This is a genomic window from Leclercia sp. LTM14 (assembly GCF_023736175.1).
Taxonomy (GTDB): Bacteria; Pseudomonadota; Gammaproteobacteria; order Enterobacterales; family Enterobacteriaceae; genus Enterobacter; species Enterobacter barmai.
The window spans coordinates 92,627-114,034 of record NZ_JAIKTT010000011.1 but is presented as its reverse complement, the minus strand read 5'-3'; the positions used below and the strand labels follow the sequence as shown (position 1 = coordinate 114,034).

Genomic DNA, 21,408 nt, shown 5'->3' with positions numbered 1-21,408 from the left:
GTGACATTGCCGGGTGGCGGCTACGCCTTACCCGGCCTACAAAACTGAACCGGTGAACGTGCGACAATTATCCGCATAATCCCCGTAGGCCCGGTAAGCGCAGCGCCACCGGGCAATAAAAAACCCGCCATCTGGCGGGTTTTTGTTTTACTTCTTCGCAGCCGCTTTTCGCCGCTTGTCCAGGTCCTTAATCAGCTTGTTCACCCCTTCGTCAGCAAACATCGCTTCAAGCGAGGTGGACAACTTACGCCGCCAGTTTTTGTACTGGTAGCTGGTGCCCGGAATGTTTACCGGCTCCGCCATATCGATCCAGTCTTCCGGCTGCAGCCCTAACAGGGCGCTGTTACTGTCGGCGATGTAACGCTGCAGGCCGCGGTTAAGCGTGGCGGTCATCGACATCATCGACGCCTTATGCCCGGTGCGTTTCGGCAGGCAGCCGTGCGCGTGCAGCGCATCCAGCAAACCCTGCTTCGACAGCTCGCGATCCTGGTACAGGCCGCGCAGCATCACGTCGTCAGGGTAGAGACCCAGCGTCTTGCCCAGGGTAAGGTCACCGCTGTCCCACCAGCCCCGAAGCGTAGGAAGGTCATGCGTCGTCGCGACTGCCATTGATTGTTCTGGATACGCCTCCGGCGCGCGGAAGTTCTTCTCAAGGTCGTTTTCAAAATAGAGCACTTTGTAGGAGTAAACGCCGCTGTCACGCAGCTTGCTGACGATTTCCACCGGCACGGTGCCGAGATCTTCGCCAATCACCATGCAGTTGTGGCGCTTACTCTCCAGGGCAAGGATAGAGAGCAGATCGTCCACCGGATAGTGCACGTAGGCCCCGTGGTCGGCGGTTTCGCCGTACGGGATCCACCACAGGCGCAGGACCGACATCACGTGGTCGATACGCAGCGCGCCGCAGTTCTGCATGTTGGCGCGCAGCAGTTCGATAAAGGGCTCGTAGGCGCGGGCCGCAATCACGTGCGGATCCATCGGCGGAAGGCCCCAGTTCTGACCCAGAGGGCCAAGAATATCCGGCGGCGCACCAACAGACGCTTTCAGGCAGTAGAGCTCGCGATCGCACCAGGTCTCCGCCCCGCCCTCGGCCACGCCCACCGCCAGGTCGCGGTAAAGACCAATCGGCATGTCATAGCCCTGGCTCTCCTGCCAGCAGGCCGCAAACTGGCTGTAAGCCAGCCACTGCAGCCAGAGGTAGAAATCGACTTCTTCGGCATGCTCTTCGCAAAACGCTTTTACCGCCGGGGAATCGACGGACTGATACTGCTCAGGCCAGACCGGCCAGCCCCAGCGCATTTCGTCCTCTTTCACCTGATACGCATGCAGCGCGTCAAACGCCGCCTGCCAGTAGAGGCTCTCCCCTTCCCGGGTAACAAACTCGCGGAACGCCGCCATCTGGTCGTCCTCACGCTGCGCAAAGCCTTTCCACGCCATGCGCAGGGCGGCCATCTTCAGCGCGGTGACGCTGGCGTAATCCACCCACTCGGCATCGCGGGCGCGCTGCAGCGCCTGACGGGTGGTCTCCATGCCCCACCACGCCTGGGCCTCGTCGCTGTTGCGGAAATCTTCAACGGCGTTCACGTCGATGTAAATCACGTTCAGCCAGCGACGGGACGACGGGCTGTACGGGCTGGCGCTCTCCGGGTTGGCCGGATAGAGGGCGTGAATAGGGTTGAGGCCGATAAAGGCCCCGCCGCGCTTGCCGACATCGGTCAGCATCTTTTTCAGATCGCCGAAATCGCCGATCCCCCAGTTAGCCTCAGAGCGCAGAGTGTAGAGCTGCACGCAGGCGCCCCACAGCTTCTTGCCCTCTTTCAGCGCCTGCGGCTCGTAGCAGCGTTTTGGCGCCACAATCACCCGACAGTGCCAGCGACTGCCGTCCTGGGTCAGCGTCAGGGTGTGGTAGCCCTCCGGCAGTTTTGCCGGAAGGTTGAGTTTTTTACCGCCCGTGGCGTGGCCTTTGTGCTGATGCCCCTCTTCAGTGGTCAGCAGCCAGCTAAATTCGCCGCTGCCTTCGAGGGTCAGCGGCATCTTTTTCCCCGAGGTGTAGACCATCACGTTCGGGACGGGAGTGACCGCCGCTTTCGCGACGGGTTTGGCTTTATGCATGGCATCCAGCAAACGTCTCTTGGTTTCAGCACCAATAGACTGCGGTTTACCATGAGCATTGATGTAGCTGGGGCTGATCCCCGCCGCCAGCGCGGCATTATCGAGACGTTTACTTTCCATCGCGCTTCCTTAGCGTTTTGCCTGCCAGATGCGGGCCTGGTAGTCGCGGATTGAACGGTCGGAGCTGAACATGCCGCAGCGCGCGGTGTTCAGAATGCACGCCCGGGTCCAGGCTTCCTGGTCACGGTACAGAACATCAACCTGCTTCTGCGCCTCGACGTAGCCGGCGAAGTCCGCCATCAGCAGGTACGGGTCGCCGCCCTGCTTGCCGATGCTGTGCAGCATCTGGTCGAACGCGTGCTTGTCGCCGTCGCTGTATTTGCCGCTCTCCAGCTCTTTCAGTACCGCATCCAGCAGTTTGTCTTTTTTACGCCACTTCACCGGGTCGTAACCTTTGGCTTTGATGGCTTTCACCTCTTCCACAGTATGGCCGAAGATAAAGATGTTCTCGTCGCCCACCTGCTCGGCGATCTCCACGTTCGCGCCGTCCAGCGTACCCACGGTCAGCGCGCCGTTCAGGGCCAGCTTCATGTTGCCGGTACCGGAGGCCTCTTTACCGGCAGTCGAAATCTGCTCGGAGACATCCGCCGCCGGGATCAGCAGCTCAGCCGCAGAGACGCAGTAATCCGGCAGGAAGACCACTTTCAACTTGTCGCCCACTTTCGGATCGTTATTCACCGCGTCGGCCACTTTATTGATAGCGAAGATGATGTTTTTTGCCAGGTAGTAACCCGGCGCCGCTTTCGCGCCAAACAGGAACACGCGCGGCATGCGGTCGGCCTGCGGGTTCTCGCGGATCTCTTTGTAGAGCGCCAGAATGTGCAGCAGGTTCAGGTGCTGACGCTTGTACTCGTGCAGACGTTTAATCTGGATATCAAAAATCGCGTTCGGGTTGATCTCAATCCCGGTGCGGGTTTTGACGAACGCCGCCAGGCGCACTTTGTTGTCCTGCTTGATGGTGCGGTAGGTCTCGCGAAACGCCGCATCGTCAGCATACTTTTCCAGGTTGATCAGCTGGTCGAGATCGTTAGCCCACTCTTTGTCGAGCGAGGCATCCAGCAGCGCGGCCAGTTTCGGGTTGCACTGTTTGATCCAGCGACGCGGCGTGATGCCGTTGGTGACGTTGTGGAACCTGTTCGGCCACAGCTGGTGATATTCCGGGAACAGATCTTTCACCACCAGGTCGGAGTGCAGTGCTGCCACGCCGTTCACCGCAAAACCGCTGACCACGCACAGGTTAGCCATGCGAACCTGCTTGTCGAAGACCACCGCCAGCTTCGCCCAGACCGCTTTATCGCCCGGCCAGGTTTTATCGACCAGCTTCTTAAAGCGGTTGTTGATCTCATTGATGATCTGCATATGACGAGGCAGCAGGGTTTTAATCAGCTTCTCGTCCCAGCACTCCAGCGCCTCTGGCATCAGGGTGTGGTTGGTGTAGGCGAAGGTCTTGCTGGTGATGGCCCAGGCGTCGTCCCAGCTCAGCTGATGCTCGTCGATCAGCACGCGCAGCAGTTCCGGGATGGCGATGGTCGGGTGGGTGTCGTTCAGCTGGATCACTTCGTAATCCGCCAGCTCGGTGAGTTTGCGGCCCGCCAGGTGATGGCGACGCAGGATATCGGCTACGGAACAGGCGCACTGGAAGTACTGCTGCATCAGGCGCAGCTTTTTGCCCGCCAGATGGTTGTCGTTCGGATAGAGAACTTTGGTCAGCTTGTCGGCGTCGATGCCCTGCTGCTCGGCACGCAGGAAATCGCCGTCGTTGAATCGGGTCAGGTTGAACGGGTGAGCGTGCGTCGCCTGCCACAGACGCAGCGGCTGCGCCACGCCGTTACGGTAGCCCAGCACCGGCAGATCCCAGGCCTGGCCGGTGATGGTGAAGCCCGGCTCCCACTGGCCCGCTTTCGTCACTTTACCGCCAATGCCCACCTGCACATCCAGCGCTTCGTTGTGGCGGAACCACGGGTAGCTGCCGCGATGCCAGTCATCCGGGGCTTCCATCTGCTGGCCGTCGGCGAAGGACTGGCGGAACAGACCGTACTGGTAGTTCAGACCATAGCCAGTAGCCGACTGCCCTACCGTCGCCATCGAGTCAAGGAAGCAGGCCGCCAGACGACCCAGGCCACCGTTGCCCAGCGCCGGATCGATCTCCTCTTCCAGCAGGTCGGTCAGGTGGATGTTGTGCGTGCTCAGCACGTCGCTCACCTCCTGATACCAGCCGAGGTTCAGCAGGTTGTTGCCGGTCAGACGGCCAATCAGGAACTCCATCGAAATATAGTTGACGTGGCGCTGACCTTTCACCGGTTTAACCGCGGGTTGGGCGCTCAGCAGCTCGGCGAGCGCTCCGCTGACGGCCTGCCACCACTGGCGGGAGGTCATCTCTTCAGCGGCATGTAGTCCAAAACGCTGCCACTGACGCGTCAGGGCAGCCTGGAATTGAGCTTTGTTGAAAGTAGGCTGTGACATAGGGAATCTGCATCCTGTAGAGAGAAATTAACACGTTGGTGCTAGTGTGCCTGGCTCCTTATGGCTCTTCCTCCTCCCGCCGGGGATTAGGCGGGGAGGAGTAGCGGGGATGAGCGATAAAGTGTGATCGTGGCCACTTTCTGCTGCCGGAGTGTGGGGCATTGAGGATGAAATTAACGGGAAGAGGCTCAAAAAAATGAAATGCGGTTTCGCCTGAAATATACCGCACGGAAATAATTACTTACCCGACGTAATATCACTCAGAATTTACTGCATCTCAAATCGTTATTTCAGGAAAGTAATGATTCCGCGACTTAATTAACTTTTCACAGCATTTACGCTTCTATATTCCTTTTTATGCTTAACCGTCCGAAAACTCGCCAGGCCAGTATCCATGCGCTTTGGAGGCTCACTGGAAAAGTTCCCTTCCCCCCACATAACTTTTTGTGACAGAGTGCAAATTCAGGGACATAAAACCCGGACATAACTTGCAATAAAAAGGTTTCTGACCGACCTTATATGCATTAATTACGAAGCGCAAAAAAAATCAAAAATCTCGATTTCCACACAGTGAAGTGAAACCTATGTTGATTCCGTCCAAATTAAGTCGCCCGGTTCGTCTTGACCATACTGTGGTCCGCGAACGGTTGCTGGCGAAACTTTCCGGCGCGAACAATTTTCGACTGGCGCTGGTAACGAGCCCTGCCGGGTACGGCAAAACAACGCTCATTTCGCAGTGGGCATCCGGCAAAACCGATCTCGGCTGGTACTCCCTGGATGAGGGCGATAACCAGCAGGAGCGTTTCGCCAGTTACTTGATCGCCGCCATTCAGCAGGCGACCAACGGACACTGCGTGACCAGCGAAAGCATGGTGCAAAAGCGGCAGTACGCCAGCCTCTCCTCGCTGTTTTCCCAACTGTTTATTGAGCTGGCCGAATGGCATCGCCCGCTCTATCTGGTCATTGACGATTACCACCTGATCACCAACCCGGTCATTCATGAGTCGATGCGCTTCTTCCTGCGCCATCAGCCGGAGAACCTGACCCTGGTGGTTCTGTCGCGCAACCTGCCGCAGCTGGGCATTGCCAACCTGCGCGTGCGCGACCAGCTGCTGGAAGTGGGCAGCCAGCAGCTCTCCTTTAACCATCAGGAAGCGAAGCAGTTCTTCGACTGCCGTCTGAAATCACCAATTGAGGTGGCCGAGAGCAGCCGTCTGTGCGACGACGTGGCAGGCTGGGCGACCGCCCTGCAGCTGATTGCCCTCTCCGCACGGCATAACAACAGCTCGACGCAGCAGTCCGCCCGCCGCCTGTCGGGGATCAACGCCAGCCACCTCTCCGATTACCTGGTGGATGAAGTGCTCGACAGCGTCGATCAATCCACCCGCCAGTTCCTGTTAAAAAGCTCCCTGCTGCGCTCGATGAACGATGCGCTGATCGTGCGCGTCACCGGCGAAGACAACGGCCAGATGCGCCTGGAAGAGATTGAACGCCAGGGATTGTTCCTGCAGCGCATGGACGACTCCGGCGAATGGTTCAGCTACCACCCGCTGTTTGGCAGCTTCCTGCGCCAGCGCTGTCAGTGGGAGCTGGCGACCGAACTGCCGGAAATCCACCGCGCCGCCGCCGAGAGCTGGATGGCACAGGGTTTCCCGAGCGAGGCTATCCACCACGCGCTGGCAGCGGGCGACGCCCATATGCTGCGCGATATCCTGCTCAACCACGCCTGGAGCCTGTTTAATCACAGCGAACTGGCCCTGCTGGAGGAGTCGCTGCGCGCCCTGCCGTGGGAAAGCCTGCTGGAAAACCCGCGTCTGGTACTGCTGCAGGCCTGGCTGATGCAGAGCCAGCATCGCTACAGCGAAGTGAACACCCTGCTGGCCCGCGCCGAGCAGGAGATGAAAGGCGAGATGGACGCCGCCCTGCACGGCGAATTTAACGCTCTGCGCGCGCAGGTGGCGATCAACGACGGCGACCAGGAAGAGGCCGAGCGGCTGGCGATGGTCGCGCTGGAAGAGCTGCCGCTGGCAAACTTCTACAGCCGTATCGTTGCCACCTCGGTGCATGGCGAGGTGCTGCACTGTAAGGGCGATCTCACCCGCTCCCTGTCGCTGATGCAGCAGACCGAGCAGATGGCGCGCCGTCACGACGTCTGGCACTACGCCCTGTGGAGCATGATCCAGCAGAGCGAAATTTTATTTGCCCAGGGTTTCCTGCAGGCCGCCTGGGAGACGCAGGAAAAAGCGTTCAACCTGATCCGCGATCAGCATCTGGAACAGCTGCCGATGCACGAGTTCCTGCTGCGCATTCGCGCCCAGCTGCTGTGGGCGTGGGCGCGTCTGGACGAAGCCGAAAGCACCGCCCGTCACGGGGTCGACGTGCTCTCCACCTACCAGCCGCAGCAGCAGTTACAGTGTCTGGGCCTGCTGGTGCAGTGTTCCCTGGCGCGCGGCGATCTGGACAATGCCCGTAACCACCTTAACCGTCTGGAAAACCTGCTCGGCAACGGTCAGTATCACAGCGACTGGGTATCCAACGCCGATAAGGTGCGGGTGATCTACTGGCAGATGACCGGTGACAAAAAATCGGCGGCCAACTGGCTGCGCCAGACGCCGAAGCCGGCGTTCGCCAATAACCATTTCCTGCAGAGCCAGTGGCGCAACATTGCCCGGGCGCAGATCCTGTTAGGCGAGTTCGAACCGGCAGAGATGGTGCTGGAAGAGCTGAACGAGAATGCCCGCAGCCTGCGTCTGATGAGCGATCTCAACCGCAACCTGCTGCTGCAAAACCAGCTCTACTGGCAGGCAGGTCGTAAAAATGACGCCCAGCGCGTGCTGCTCGAAGCGCTGCAGCTGGCGAACCGTACCGGGTTTATCAGCCACTTTGTGATTGAAGGCGAGACCATGGCGCAGCAGTTGCGCCAGCTGATTCAGCTCAACACCCTGCCGGAGCTGGATCAGCACCGCGCCCAGCGCATCCTGCGGGAGATTAACCAGCATCACCGTCACAAGTTTGCCCACTTCGATGAGACCTTTGTCGAGCGTCTGCTGACCCACCCGGAAGTGCCGGAGCTGATCCGCACCAGCCCGCTGACCCAGCGCGAGTGGCAGGTTCTGGGGCTGATTTACTCAGGTTACAGCAACGAGCAGATCGCCGGTGAGCTGGCCGTGGCGGCCACCACCATTAAAACGCACATTCGTAATCTGTATCAGAAGCTGGGGGTTGCCCACCGTCAGGATGCGGTGCTGCATGCGCAGCAGCTGTTGAAGATGATGGGGTACGGGGTGTAATTCATTGCCCGGCGGCGCTACGCTTGCCGGGCCTACGCTTTTCGTAGGTCGGGCAAGCGTAGCGCCGCCCGACACCACCGTCAGCACAGTTCTAACTGCAACTTATTATCCCGAATCACTTTTAACACCCCTTCCGGCGGCATCACGTCCGTATAGACCGCATTCACCATGCTGATGCTGCCCATATTCACCATCGCGTTACGGCCAAACTTGGAGTGATCCACCACCAGCATCACGTGCCGCGAGTTCTCAATAATCGCCCGCTTGGTACGCACTTCGTGGTAGTCAAACTCCAGCAGCGAGCCGTCGCTGTCGATACCGCTGATGCCCAGGATGCCAAAGTCGAGGCGGAACTGGGAGATGAAGTCGAGGGTCGCCTCGCCGATTATGCCGCCGTCGCGGCTGCGCAACTCACCGCCCGCCAGAATGATGCGAAAGTCCTCTTTCTGCATCAGGGTGGTGGCCACGTTCAGGTTGTTGGTGACGATGCGCAGGTTTTCATGCCCGAGCAGAGCATGAGCCACCGCTTCCGGCGTGGTGCCGATGTCGATAAACAGCGTCGCGCCGTTGGGGATCTGGCTCGCCACCTTGCGGGCAATGCGCTCCTTCTCGGAGGTCTGCGTCGCCTTGCGGTCGTGCCAGGAGGTGTTCACCGAGCTGGACGGCAGCGCCGCGCCGCCGTGGTGGCGCAGGATGCGGTTCTGATCGGCCAGGTCGTTAAGGTCGCGGCGGATGGTCTGCGGGCTGACGGCAAACTGCTCCACCAGCTCTTCGGTACTGACGTATCCCTGCTTTTTCACCAGATCGATAATGGCGTCGTGACGTTGTGTTTGTTTCATCGGAGTTCCCTGCCAGAATTATGTTCGTTTTCGCGCATTTAGCGTATCGGCAAACGCCATCGCCAGCCCGACCGCCAGCCCGGCTACGTGTGCGCCGTTGGCAATCGCCATTCCAAACAGATCAAACCATCCGGCAATAATCCAGATTAAGGCAAAGGTCATCAACCCGCGCTGCAGGTAGATGCCGCTCTGGGGATCGCGCTCGCCGCGCAGCCAGACGTAGCCCATCAGCGCGTAGACCACGCCGGAAAGCCCCCCGAACCACGGGCCGCCAAACTTATGCTGGATAAAGCCGCTGAGCAGCGCGCTGATAAGGGTGAGTACGATGAGCTTGCCGCTGCCGAGCCGCTTCTCCACCGCCCCGCCGAGATACCACCACCACAGCAGGTTAAAGAGAATATGCAGGAACGAGAAGTGCATCAGCGCGTGGGTAAAGTAGCGCCAGAATTCGAACTCCACCGAGGCGTCATAGGGCCAGGAGAGCATCAGCATCACCTGCTGATCGCCCACCACGCTCATCATAATGAAGACCAGAATACAGGCCGCCATCAACACCAGAGTGAACGGCCCCGCGCGTTCGCGCACGGTCGCAAGGAAAGGAAAGCGCTGGTAACGCAAACCGCTCCCGGTATGGCCGGACTGCCAGCTCGCCGCCAGATAGCGCGCATCGCCGGGGTTTTCCATAAAGCGCGCCAGTTCAGCGTTAACCCGGTCTGCCTGGCTCTCATCCGCCAGCCAGACGTCGGTCTGCGTATGTTGTTGAATGGTGAGGATAACCCCCTGCGTCGCCATGTAGTCGACAAACGCCTGGGCAACGCGCGGGTTGTTAAAAGAGGTAATCAGTAGCATCGGCGGCAGTCGCTTATTCCACACAAAAGGGGACAGTATATACCCTAAATGCCGGCGTGCTCGACTTCTGCCGGGAAATGACGGTGCCAGGCATCGAATCCGCCGTCCACGCTGTAAACCGCGTCATAGCCCTGTTGCAGCAGATACTGCGCCGCACCCTTGCTGCTGTTGCCGTGATAGCACATCACCATCACCGGGGTATCGAAATCGTTGTCGCGCATAAACTCGCTCAGCGAGGCATTGGTCAGGTGGAATGCGCCCGGCGTGTGGCCCATGGCAAAACTTTGCGGATCGCGAATATCCACCAGCACCGCCGTTCCCTGGTGCATCTTCTGATGGGCTTCTTCTACGTTAATACATTCAAATTGTTCCATGGTGCTCTCTTGTCTGTTTGCTCCCTCGCCCCTTTGGGGAGAGGGCCGGGGTGAGGGGAAAAATATACCGCGTAGTGTACGTCGTGGCGGCGGGTAAACGCCATTATGTTAGCTCTATCACTCAAAATTGTTTTTTTGATGTTACAAAAATCCATTTCCTTTGCTAGTATGAGCGATATCGAACATTTTTGAGCTTTAACGAAAGCGGTGTGAGGATACAATGGAAACCAAAGATCTGATTGTAATAGGTGGCGGAATCAACGGTGCGGGCATTGCGGCTGATGCTGCCGGACGCGGGCTATCTGTCCTGATGCTGGAAGCGCAGGATCTCGCCTGTGCCACCTCCTCCGCCAGCTCCAAATTGATCCACGGTGGCCTGCGTTACCTGGAACACTACGAGTTCCGCCTGGTGAGTGAAGCCCTGGCCGAACGTGAAGTGCTGCTGAAAATGGCCCCGCATATCGCCACGCCGATGCGTTTTCGTCTCCCGCACCGTCCGCATCTGCGTCCGGCATGGATGATCCGCATTGGTCTGTTTATGTACGATCATCTGGGCAAACGCACCAGCCTGCCGGCCTCTGCCGGTGTGCGTTTTGGCGCAGACTCGGTGCTGAAGCCGGAGATCGTGCGCGGATTCGAATATTCCGACTGCTGGGTGGACGATGCCCGTCTGGTGCTCGCCAACGCGCAAATGGTTGAACGCAAAGGCGGCGAGGTCAAAACCCGCACCCGCGCGGTCTCGGCGCGCCGGGAAAACGGGCTGTGGATCGTTGAAGCCGAAGATATCGATACCGGCGAGCGTTTCAGCTGGCAGGCGCGTGGCCTGGTCAACGCCACCGGTCCGTGGGTGAAACACTTCTTTGACCACGGGATGCAGCTGCCGTCGCCATATGGTATCCGCCTGATCAAGGGCAGCCATATCGTGGTGCCGCGCGTGCACACCCAGAAGCAGGCCTACATTCTGCAAAACGAAGACAAACGTATCGTGTTTGTGATCCCGTGGATGGATGAGTTCTCCATCATCGGCACCACCGACGTGGAGTACAAAGGCGATCCGAAGAACGTCGAGATCGACGAGAGCGAAATCAGCTATCTGCTGAAGGTCTATAACGCACACTTTAAGAAGACCCTGGGGCGCGACGACGTGGTCTGGACTTACTCCGGCGTGCGTCCGCTGTGCGATGACGAGTCCGACTCACCGCAGGCCATCACCCGCGATTACACGCTTGATATTCACGATGACCACGGCAACGCACCGCTGCTGTCGGTGTTTGGCGGCAAGCTGACCACCTACCGTAAGCTGGCGGAGCACGCGATGGAAAAACTGGCGCCGTATTATAAAGGTATCGGCCCGGCCTGGACCAAAGGGGCAGTGTTGCCTGGCGGCGATCTCGGCGGCAACCGCGATGACTACGCGGCCAAACTGCGCCGTCGCTATCCGTTTATCAGCGAATCCATGGCCCGCCACTTTGCCCGCACCTACGGCAGCAACTGCGAGTTGATCCTGAAAGAAGCCAAGGATCTGACCGATCTGGGCGAACATTTTGGTCATGAGTTCTACGAGGCGGAGCTGCGTTATTTAGTCGACCACGAGTGGGTACGCCGCGCGGACGATGCGCTGTGGCGTCGCACCAAAGAGGGAATGTGGCTGAACGCGGAGCAGCAGTCGCGCGTAGCGCAGTGGCTGGCTGAGCAGACGGGAAAGCGTGAGCTGTCGTTAGCGTCGTGAGGAAATGCCCGGTGGCGCTGACGCTTACCGGGCCTGCAAGATTCGTGCGCGCTTCTCGCCCGGTGGCGCTGACGCTTACCGGGCCTACAAAAGACTAAGGAACGTAGGCCGGGTAAGGCGAAGCCGCCACCCGGCAAAAAAACAGCGGTGCGGCCTGATGCCCTCACCCCGGCCCTCTCCCACAGGGAGAGGGTGCAAACACTAAAAAAGGCAACTTTCGTTGCCTTTTTGCTTTTACAACCGCACCGGATCAATATGCCAGATCGTCTCGGCATACTCTTTGATGGTGCGATCCGACGAGAAGTAGCCCATGTTGGCGATGTTATGCATCGCTTTGGTGGCCCACTCTTCCGGCTTGCGGTACAGCTCGTCCACGCGGTCCTGACAATCCACATAGCTGCGGTAGTCCGCCAGCACCTGATAGTGATCCCCGAAGTTAATCAGCGAATCCACCAGGTCGCGGTAGCGGCCAGGCTCGTCCGGGTTGAATACCCCGGTGGCGATCTGGGTCAGCACCTGACGAAGCTCTTCATCCTTTTCGTAATAGTCACGCGGCGAGTAACCCTTCGCACGCAGCGCCTCCACCTCTTCCGTGGTGTTGCCGAAGATAAAGATGTTTTCTTCACCCACGTGCTCCAGCATCTCAACGTTGGCGCCGTCCAGCGTGCCGATGGTCAGCGCGCCGTTCAGGGCAAACTTCATATTACTGGTGCCGGAAGCCTCAGTGCCTGCGGTCGAGATCTGCTCCGAGAGATCGGCCGCCGGAATGATCAGCTGCGCCAGACTCACGCTGTAGTTCGGGATAAAGACGACCTTCAGCTTGTCACCAATCTGCGGATCGTTGTTGATCACCTTCGCCACGTCGTTGATCAGATGGATGATGTGTTTCGCCATGTAGTAGGCCGAGGCCGCTTTACCGGCGAAGATGTTCACGCGCGGCACCCACTCGGCATCCGGATCGGCCTTGATGCGGTTGTAGCGGGTGATCACGTGCAGCACGTTCATCAGCTGACGCTTGTACTCGTGGATACGTTTGATCTGCACGTCGAACAGCGCTTTCGGGTTGGCGACCACGTTCAGATGCAGCGCCATCCACACCGCCAGCCGCTTTTTGTTCAGCAGCTTGGCGTCGCGTACCGCTTTATTCACCGTCGGGAAGTCAGCGTGCTGCTCCAGCTCGCTCAGCTGGCTTAAATCGGTGCGCCAGGTACGGCCAATGTTCTCGTCGAGCACCTCGGAGAGCGGCTGGTTAGCCAGCGCCAGCCAGCGGCGCGGCGTCACCCCGTTGGTGACGTTGCAGAACCGCATCGGGAAGATTTTTGCAAAGTCGGCGAACAGCGACTGCACCATCAGGTTAGAGTGCAGCTCAGACACGCCGTTGACCTTGTGGCTGATCACCACCGCCAGCCACGCCATGCGCACCCGGCGGCCATTGGATTCATCAATGATGGAGGTGCGGCTCAGCAGGCCGGTGTCGTGCGGATACTGCTCCTGCAACGTTTTCAGGAAGAAGTCGTTAATCTCAAAGATGATCTGCAGGTGGCGCGGTAGGATTTTGCCGAGCATATCCACCGGCCAGGTTTCCAGGGCTTCACTCATCAACGTGTGGTTGGTGTAGGAGAAGACCTGGCAGGTCACCTCGAAGGCCTCGTCCCAGCTGAACTTATGCTCGTCGATCAGCAGACGCATCAGCTCGGGGATCGACAGCACCGGATGGGTGTCATTCAGGTGGATACAGGTCTTCTCGGCCAGGTTGGCGTAGGTTTTGTGCAGCTGGTAGTGGCGGCTCAGGATATCCTGAATGGTCGCGGAGACCAGGAAGTACTCCTGGCGCAGACGCAGCTCGCGCCCCGAGTAGGTGGAGTCGTCCGGGTAAAGCACACGGGAGACGTTCTCGGAGTGGTTTTTATCTTCCACCGCCGCGAAGTAGTCGCCCTGGTTGAATTTACCGAGGTTGATCTCGCTACTGGCCTGGGCGTTCCACAGGCGCAGCGTGTTGGTGGCATCGGTGTCGTAGCCGGGGATAATCTGGTCGTAGGCCACGGCGAGGATCTCTTCGGTCTCGACCCAGCGGCTCTTTTTGCCTTCCTGCTGAATACGGCCACCAAAGCGGACCTTATAGCGGGTGTTGTGGCGCTTGAACTCCCACGGGTTGCCGTACTCCAGCCAGTAGTCCGGGGACTCTTTCTGTCGGCCATCGACGATGTTCTGTTTGAACATGCCGTAATCGTAGCGGATGCCGTAGCCACGCCCCGGCAGGGCGAGGGTCGCCAGCGAATCGAGGAAGCAGGCCGCCAGACGACCCAGACCGCCGTTGCCTAAGCCGGGGTCGTTCTCTTCGTCAATCAGCTCTTCTAAATCCAGCCCCATCTCTTCCAGCGCGGTTTTGACGTCGTCATAAATACCCAGCGACAACAGCGCGTTGGAAAGGGTGCGGCCAATCAAAAACTCCATCGACAGATAGTAAACCTGGCGAGTCTCCTGTGAGAGCTGGGCGCGGTTGGAGCGCAGCCAGCGTTCAACCAGCCGGTCACGCACCGCAAACAGCGTGGCGTTAAGCCATTCGTGTTTGTTGGCGATGACCGGATCTTTGCCGATGGTGAACATCAGCTTGTAAGCGATAGAGTGCTTTAACGCCTCAATGCTTACCGTGGGAGACGCATAGGAAAAGGGTGCATTCATATCTCTGATTCCAGCGTTGTTACATCAAGCGTTGATAAAGATCGCGGTAGGACTGCGCCGCAACTTGCCAGCTAAAATCCATGGCCATCGCCTGGCGTTGAACAAAACGCCATAAAGAGGGACGTGACCACAACACGAAGGCACGACGAATCGCGCGTAACAGCGACCAGGCATTACTGTCCTCGAAGACAAATCCGCTGGCTATTCCGTCTGCCAGGTTCTCCAGCGAGGTGTCGGATACGGTATCCGCCAGCCCGCCGGTACGACGCACCAGAGGCAGCGTGCCGTACTTCAGGCCATACAGCTGGGTTAAGCCGCAGGGCTCAAATCGGCTCGGCACCAGGATAACGTCGGCGCCACCCATGATGCGATGGGAGAAGGCTTCGTGATAGCCAATCTGCACCCCCACCTGCCCCGGATGCTCGGCGGCGGCGGCGAGGAAGCCCTCCTGCAGCACCGGATCGCCGGCCCCCAGCAGCGCCAGCTGTCCGCCCTGCTCCAGCAGACCCGGCAGCGCTTCAAGCACCAGATCGAGCCCTTTCTGGCTGGTCAGACGGCTCACCACCGCAAACAGCGGCACCTTGTCGTTGACCTTCAGCCCCATAGCAATCTGCAGCTGACGTTTGTTCTCGGCCTTATCTTCCACCGAGTCGCGGTTATAGCGCGCGCTCAGCAGCAGATCGGTCTCCGGGCTCCAGATTTTTTCATCCACGCCGTTGAGAATGCCCGACAAGCGGCCTTCACGGTGGCGCTGGGTCAGCAGCCCTTCCATGCCGTAGCCAAACTGCGCTTCGGTGATCTCCCGCGCGTAGGTCGGGCTTACGGCGGTGATGTGATCGGCGTAGTACAGCCCGGCCTTGAGGAACGAAATCTGCCCGTTGAACTCCAGCCCATGGATATTAAAGAACGACCATGGCAGTTCTATTTCATCCATGTGTTTGGCTAAATACATCCCCTGATACGCCAGGTTATGCACGGTAAAGACCGATTTTGCCGGATGGCCACGCACCGCCAGATACGCCGGGGCCAGGCCAGCGTGCCAGTCGTGGGCATGCACGATGTCCGGACGCCAGAACGGATCCAGCCCGCAGGCCATCTCCGCACCGACCCAGCCGAGCAGCGCGAAACGCAGCACGTTGTCGGTATAGGCAAACAGGTTAGTGTCGTGGTACGGGCTCCCTGGGCGGTCATAAAGATGCGGGGCATCAATCAGGTAGATGCCCACGCCGTTGTAATGGCCAAACAGTAATGTGATGCGCCCGGCAAAGGTCTCACGGCGGCTGACAATCTGCGCGTCAGGCACGCCGCGACGAATATCCGGAAAAGCAGGGAGAAGCACGCGAGTATCGACCCCACCGGCGATTTGCGCCGCCGGTAACGCCCCAATCACATCCGCCAACCCGCCGGTTTTTAGCAACGGGAACATCTCAGAACAAACGTGTAAAACCTGCATCATCGCTCCTGTTTGATCTGCAGTTTACGCAGCATTTCACGCGTAACCAGCACGATACCTTCTTCTGAGCGGTAGAAACGGCGTGCGTCCTCTTCCGCATTTTCTCCAATTACCATGCCTTCCGGGATGACGCAGGCACGGTCGATAACGCAACGACGCAGGCGGCACGAGCGGCCCACCCAGACGTCGGGTAACAGTACTGACGAATCAATGTTGCAGAAGGAGTTCACCCGCACGCGCGGGAACAACACCGACTGCACCACCACCGAGCCCGAGATAATGCACCCGCCGGAAACCAGCGAGTTCAGCGTCATGCCGTGGCTGCCCGAGCGGTCCTGCACAAATTTCGCAGGAGGCAGAGACTCCATGTGGGTGCGGATCGGCCAGTTATGGTCGTACATGTCGAGTTCTGGCGTTACAGAGGCCAGGTCGAGGTTGGCCTTCCAGTACGCTTCCAGGGTGCCCACATCGCGCCAGTACGGTTCTGAATTCGGATCGGACTGTACGCAGGACAGTGGGAACGGATGTGCATAGGCCATGCCAGATTTGGTGATTTTCGGGATAATATCTTTGCCGAAGTCGTGGCTGGATTTCTCGTCCTTGTCATCCTCTTCCAGCAGCTGGTAAAGGTAATCGGCATCAAAGACATAGATACCCATACTGGCGAGCGACTTAGTGTCATCCCCCGGCATTGAAGGCGGGTTCGCCGGTTTTTCCACGAACTCGATGACTTTGTCGTTTTCATCCACCGCCATAACGCCAAACGCCGTCGCCTCGGCAACGGGCACCGGCATACAGGCCACGGTGCAGCGCGCCCCTTTTTCGACATGGTCGATTAGCATGCGCGAGTAGTCCTGCTTGTAGATGTGGTCCCCGGCGAGGATCACCACATACTCGGCGTCGTAGCGACGAATAATGTCGAGGTTCTGCGTGACCGCATCGGCGGTGCCGCGATACCAGTTTTCGCCGTGTACGCGCTGCTGGGCAGGCAGCAGATCGACAAACTCGTTCATCTCCTCACTGAAGAACGACCAGCCGCGCTGAATGTGCTGCACCAGGGTGTGGGACTGATACTGGGTGATCACGCCAATACGGCGAATACCGGAGTTAAGGCAGTTTGACAGAGCAAAATCGATAATACGGAATTTACCGCCGAAGTGGACGGCGGGTTTGGCACGTTTAATCGTTAAATCTTTTAATCGGGTACCGCGTCCACCAGCAAGAATCAGGGCAACAGACTTCAATGGCAGCTGACGCGCCAACATTAGAGGGTCGTTCTTATCTAACCTAACCATGATCAACTCCTTTTATTATCATCTCTGGAATACACATACACCGTGCGCAGGCCCATGCCAGGCAGTCATAACGACCGGATTATCCTCTCCGGCAAAGGGGGGGATAGCCCGCCACTCCCCTTCGGGTAAAGCAATTTCTGCGACTTCATTGGTGGCGTTGAAGGTGATGAGCCAGCAATCCGAAAGCAGGATCTGCAGGCACGGCACGCCGCTCTGCCACTCGTGCGCGTCCAGGGGTTGCGCCTTTTTATTTAACCAGCGAACATTGCCATCGCCCTCTTCCCACCACTGATTCAGGGTGAGCGCCGGGATCTGCTTGCGCAGATGCACCAGCGCGGCCGTAAAGGCGACCAATCCCTCGTTGGCCTGTTGCCAGTCCAGCCAGGTTAACGCGTTATCCTGGCAATACGCGTTGTTGTTGCCGTGCTGACTGTGGCCATGTTCATCGCCCGCCAGCAGCATCGGCGTCCCCTGTGACAGCAAAAGGGTGGTCAGCAGCGCATGCACGCTGGCGCGCCGCCGTTCAATCACATCCAGATTGCCACTTAATCCTTCAACACCATGGTTAAAACTGTGGTTATTGAAGGTGCCGTCACGGTTTTCTTCGCCGTTTGCTTCATTGTGTTTCTGATTGAAACAAACGCAGTCACGCAGGGTGAATCCGTCGTGCGCCGTCAGCAAATTGACCGACGCAGATGGCAAACGCCCGTTGCGTTTAAACAGATCGCTGGACGCCGCGAAACGTCCGGCAAAGGCCCCCAGCGACAGATCGCGCGCCAGCCAGAAGCGGCGCGCCGCATCACGATAGTGATCGTTCCACTCGGCAAACAGCGGCGGGAAATTCCCCACCTGGTAACCGCCCGGGCCGACATCCCAGGGTTCAGCAATCAGCTTCACGCCCGAGAGCAGCGGGCAGTTTTTGATGGCCTCAAACAGCGGCGCCTGCTGGCTGTATTCCGGCGTGCGTCCCATTACCGGGGCCAGGTCAAAACGAAAACCGTCGATGTGGAAGGTTTCAACCCAGTATTTCAGGCACGCGTACGCGTAATCTGTTACCGCCGGATGGCTGAGGTTGAGGGTGTTACCGCACCCGGTCCAGTTGTGATAATCCCCGTCCTCTCTTAACCAATAATAGCTAGGGTTATCAATTCCGCGCAGGGAGAAGGTCGGCCCCTCAAGATCCAGCTCGGCGCTGTGGTTGAGAACGATATCCAGAATGACCTCGATACCCGCTTCGTGTAGCGCCTTCACCGCGTCACGAAACTCATCCCGCGCCCGGTCGGGATGCGAGGCGTAGCGCGGCTCGAGGGCAAACATCGCCATCGGGTTATAGCCCCAGTAGTTGCTGAGGCCGAGGCGTTGCAGGCGCGGCTCGCTGGCGAAATGGGCCACCGGCAATAACTCCAGAGCCGTGATGCCGAGCTGCTTAAAATAGGCAATCATCACCGGATGGCTGAGCGCCTGATAGGTGCCGCGGATCTCTTCCGGGATTTCAGGGTGCAGCCAGGTCAGCCCTTTGACGTGCGCTTCATAGATGACCGTGTTGCCCCACGGCGTGTTGGGCGGGGCATCCTCTTCCCAGTCGTAATGATCGTTGACCACCACGCTTTTCGGCGCGACGGCGGCGCTGTCGCGGTGATCCGGGGTCTCTTTGCCGCTGTGCAGCAGAACGTCGTCATTCAGCGTGCCATCGACCTGATACGCGCAGGGGTCGAGCAGCAGTTTCGCCGGGTTAAAGCGCAGCCCTTTGGCCGGATCCCAGGGCCCATAAACCCGATAGCCGTAGCGCATGCCGGGGCGGGCATGTTCCAGATAGCCGTGCCAGATATCGCCGCTGCGCGCCACCAGATCGTAGCGATGTTCAATGCCTTTGCCGTCAAACACACAGAGTTCAACCCGATCCGCGTGGGCGGAGAAGAGCGTGAAGTTCACCCCCTTCCCGTCGTAGCACGCACCGAGCGGGGCGGGTTTACCGGCAGTGAGTTGCGTCATTCCCCCTCCCGGACCAGCCAGATAGTGGACAGCGGCGGCAGCGTCAGGCTCAGGGATTGTGGACGACCATGGCTCTCCTGTTCATCGCTCTGCACCAGCCCACCGTTACCCGCATTGCTGCCGTGGTAGTGCATGGAGTCGGTGTTCAGCACCTCGCGCCATTTGCCCGGCTGATTGATGCCGAACCGGTAGTGATGGCGCGTCACCGGGGTGAAGTTGCTGGCGACGATGATTTCGTTGCCCGCTTTATCACGACGGACAAAGATCAGCACCGAGCGTTCGTGGTCATCCACCACCAGCCACTCAAAGCCGTAATCATCGAAGTCCAGCTCGTGCAGGGCCTTGTGATGACGGTAGGTATGGTTGAGGTCGCGAACCAGGCGCTGAACGCCGTGGTGCCAGTTGTCGCCCCCTTCCAGCAGATGCCAGTCGAGGCTGGAATCGTGGTTCCACTCGCGGCCCTGGGCGAACTCGTTGCCCATAAACAGCAGCTTTTTGCCCGGGAAGGCGAACATCCAGCCGTAGTAGGCGCGCAGGTTGGCAAATTTCTGCCACGCGTCGCCCGGCATACGGTCGAGAATCGATTTTTTGCCGTGAACCACTTCGTCGTGGGAGAGCGGCAGGACAAAGTTTTCGGTGCCGTTATAGAGCATGCCGAAGGTCAGCTTGTTGTGGTGATACTGGCGATGCACTGGATCGAGCTTCATGTAATCCAGGGTGTCGTGCATCCAGCCGAGGTTCCACTTGTACCAGAAGCCGAGGCCGCCCATGGAAGGCGGACGGGAGACGCCCGGGAAGTCGGTGGACTCTTCGGCCATCGTCACCGCGCCCGGCGACTGCTCGCCGAGAATGCGGTTGGTGTTACGCAGGAACTCGATCGCTTCGAGGTTTTCGCGGCCGCCGAATTCGTTCGGGATCCACTCCCCCTCTTTGCGGCTGTAGTCGCGATAGATCATCGACGCCACCGCATCCACGCGCAGGGCATCAATGCCGAAACGCTCGATCCAGTAGAGCGCATTGCCCACCAGGTAGTTGGTCACTTCCCGACGGCCATAGTTGTAGATCAGGGTATTCCAGTCCTGGTGATAGCCTTCCCGCGGATCGCTGTGCTCATACAGGCTGGTGCCGTCGAACTGCGCCAGGCCAAAATCATCGGACGGGAAGTGGCCCGGGACCCAGTCGAGGATCACGTTCAGCCCGGCGGCGTGCGCGGCGTTGATAAAGTAGCGGAAGTCATCCCGGGTGCCGAAACGGCGGGTCGGGGCATACATCCCGGTCGGCTGGTAGCCCCAGCTGCCGTCAAACGGGTGCTCGTTGATCGGCAGCAGCTCCAGATGGGTAAAGCCCATCCATTTCACATAGGGGATCAGCTGGTCGGCAAGCTCCCGGTAGCTGAGCCAGAAGTTGTTATCGGTATGACGACGCCAGGAGCCAAGATGGACTTCGTAAATGGAGATCGGCATATCGAACTGGTTGGCCCGGGCGCGCTCTTCGCTCTGGGCGACTTTCTCCGGCAGGCCGCAAATCAGTGACGCCGTTTCCGGGCGCATCTGTGCCTCGAAGGCATAGGGGTCGGCCTTGATGCGCAGCTTGCCGTGAGCATCGATCATCTCATATTTGTACAGCTGGCCGTTTTGCGCGCCGGGGATAAACAGCTCCCAGATGCCGGTTTCACGGCGCAGGCGCATCGGGTGGCGGCGGCCATCCCAGTAGTTGAACTGCCCCACCACGGAGACGCGTTGGGCATTCGGTGCCCAGACGGTAAAGCGGGTGCCGGTGACGCCGTCCATCGTGTCGGCGTGCGCGCCGAGGGTTTCATAAGGCCGCAGGTGCGTACCTTCCGACAGCAGCCAGGCGTCCATCTCCTGCAACAGAGGACCAAAGCGATAGGGATCGTCGATCAGATTCTGCTGACCATGCCAGATCACGGCGAGCTGATAGCGGAAGAAGTTTTTACGGCGGGCCATCACGCCAGCGAAGAAGCCGCGTGAATCGATACATTCGAGTTTACCGACCTTGCGACCGGTTTTGGGTTCAATCACCCACACTTCCGTTGCGTCAGGTAACAGTGCCCGGACTTCCAGCCCGGCGTCAGTGCGGTGCATGCCAAGTACAGAAAACGGATCCGCAAAGTGACCCGCAATAAGCGCATTAATCACGTCTCTATCAATACGAACAGACATGGTGTTCATCCTGTTTTTTTAGTTGCCGCCCCTTTCGCGCGCCGGGTACGACCTTGATGTGACCTGAATGGAACAGCACACTGTGCA

12 protein-coding genes are annotated in these 21,408 nt (G+C 58.9%); 2 read left to right on the top strand and 10 right to left on the bottom strand.

The window, feature by feature from the left end:
- Positions 1–147 precede the first annotated feature (147 nt).
- Both malQ and malP read right to left on the bottom strand, forming a co-directional pair.
- Positions 148–2,232, bottom strand: a complete 2,085-nt coding sequence (malQ, locus tag K5I40_RS19620) for a 4-alpha-glucanotransferase (RefSeq protein WP_223075732.1) — start codon at positions 2,230–2,232, stop codon at positions 148–150.
- A 9-nt stretch (positions 2,233–2,241) separates the two neighbouring features.
- Entirely contained in the window at positions 2,242–4,635 is a 2,394-nt protein-coding gene (malP, locus tag K5I40_RS19615; RefSeq protein ID WP_223075733.1) for a maltodextrin phosphorylase, read from the bottom strand.
- A gap of 584 nt (positions 4,636–5,219) precedes the next feature.
- On the opposite strand from malP, the gene malT reads away from it, so the two are divergent.
- The gene (gene malT, locus K5I40_RS19610; protein ID WP_223075734.1) at positions 5,220–7,925 is read left to right on the top strand and encodes an HTH-type transcriptional regulator MalT; all 2,706 of its coding nucleotides are present in this window, start codon (positions 5,220–5,222) and stop codon (positions 7,923–7,925) included.
- 80 nt (positions 7,926–8,005) lie between these two features.
- Here the strand turns inward: malT and K5I40_RS19605 are convergent, their stop codons facing one another.
- The 3 genes from K5I40_RS19605 to glpE are packed head-to-tail and all read right to left on the bottom strand — an operon-like array spanning position 8,006 to position 9,987.
- On the bottom strand, positions 8,006–8,764 hold the full coding sequence (locus K5I40_RS19605; protein WP_039031497.1) for a DeoR/GlpR family transcriptional regulator: 759 nt from the start codon (positions 8,762–8,764) through the stop codon (positions 8,006–8,008).
- Between the two features lie 18 nt (positions 8,765–8,782).
- Positions 8,783–9,613, bottom strand: a complete 831-nt coding sequence (gene glpG / locus K5I40_RS19600) for a rhomboid family intramembrane serine protease GlpG (RefSeq protein WP_039031496.1) — start codon at positions 9,611–9,613, stop codon at positions 8,783–8,785.
- A 44-nt stretch (positions 9,614–9,657) separates the two neighbouring features.
- Positions 9,658–9,987, bottom strand: a complete 330-nt coding sequence (gene glpE / locus K5I40_RS19595) for a thiosulfate sulfurtransferase GlpE (RefSeq protein WP_039031495.1) — start codon at positions 9,985–9,987, stop codon at positions 9,658–9,660.
- Between the two features lie 220 nt (positions 9,988–10,207).
- On the opposite strand from glpE, the gene glpD reads away from it, so the two are divergent.
- A complete protein-coding gene (gene glpD / locus K5I40_RS19590) occupies positions 10,208–11,716 on the top strand; it encodes a glycerol-3-phosphate dehydrogenase (protein WP_039031494.1) in 1,509 nt (502 codons plus the stop codon).
- Between the two features lie 234 nt (positions 11,717–11,950).
- Here the strand turns inward: glpD and glgP are convergent, their stop codons facing one another.
- From glgP to glgB, 5 genes are read right to left on the bottom strand one after another with little or no spacing between them, the layout of a single operon-like run.
- The gene (gene glgP, locus K5I40_RS19585) at positions 11,951–14,398 is read right to left on the bottom strand and encodes a glycogen phosphorylase (RefSeq protein ID WP_223075735.1); all 2,448 of its coding nucleotides are present in this window, start codon (positions 14,396–14,398) and stop codon (positions 11,951–11,953) included.
- Positions 14,399–14,417: 19 nt separating this feature from the next.
- A complete protein-coding gene (glgA, locus tag K5I40_RS19580) occupies positions 14,418–15,851 on the bottom strand; it encodes a glycogen synthase GlgA (protein WP_039031492.1) in 1,434 nt (477 codons plus the stop codon).
- Positions 15,851–17,146 carry a glucose-1-phosphate adenylyltransferase gene (gene glgC, locus K5I40_RS19575; protein ID WP_039031491.1) on the bottom strand — a complete coding sequence of 432 codons (1,296 nt, stop codon included), beginning with the start codon at positions 17,144–17,146 and terminating at the stop codon, positions 15,851–15,853. The genes glgA and glgC overlap by 1 nt, the downstream gene beginning before the upstream one ends.
- Positions 17,147–17,164: 18 nt before the next feature.
- Entirely contained in the window at positions 17,165–19,138 is a 1,974-nt protein-coding gene (gene glgX, locus K5I40_RS19570) for a glycogen debranching protein GlgX (RefSeq protein WP_223075736.1), read from the bottom strand.
- Positions 19,135–21,321: a 1,4-alpha-glucan branching enzyme gene (glgB, locus tag K5I40_RS19565; RefSeq protein ID WP_039031489.1), complete on the bottom strand. Its 2,187-nt coding sequence runs from the start codon at positions 21,319–21,321 to the stop codon at positions 19,135–19,137. Before glgB ends, glgX begins: the two co-directional genes overlap by 4 nt.
- Between the last annotated feature and the right edge of the window lie 87 nt (positions 21,322–21,408).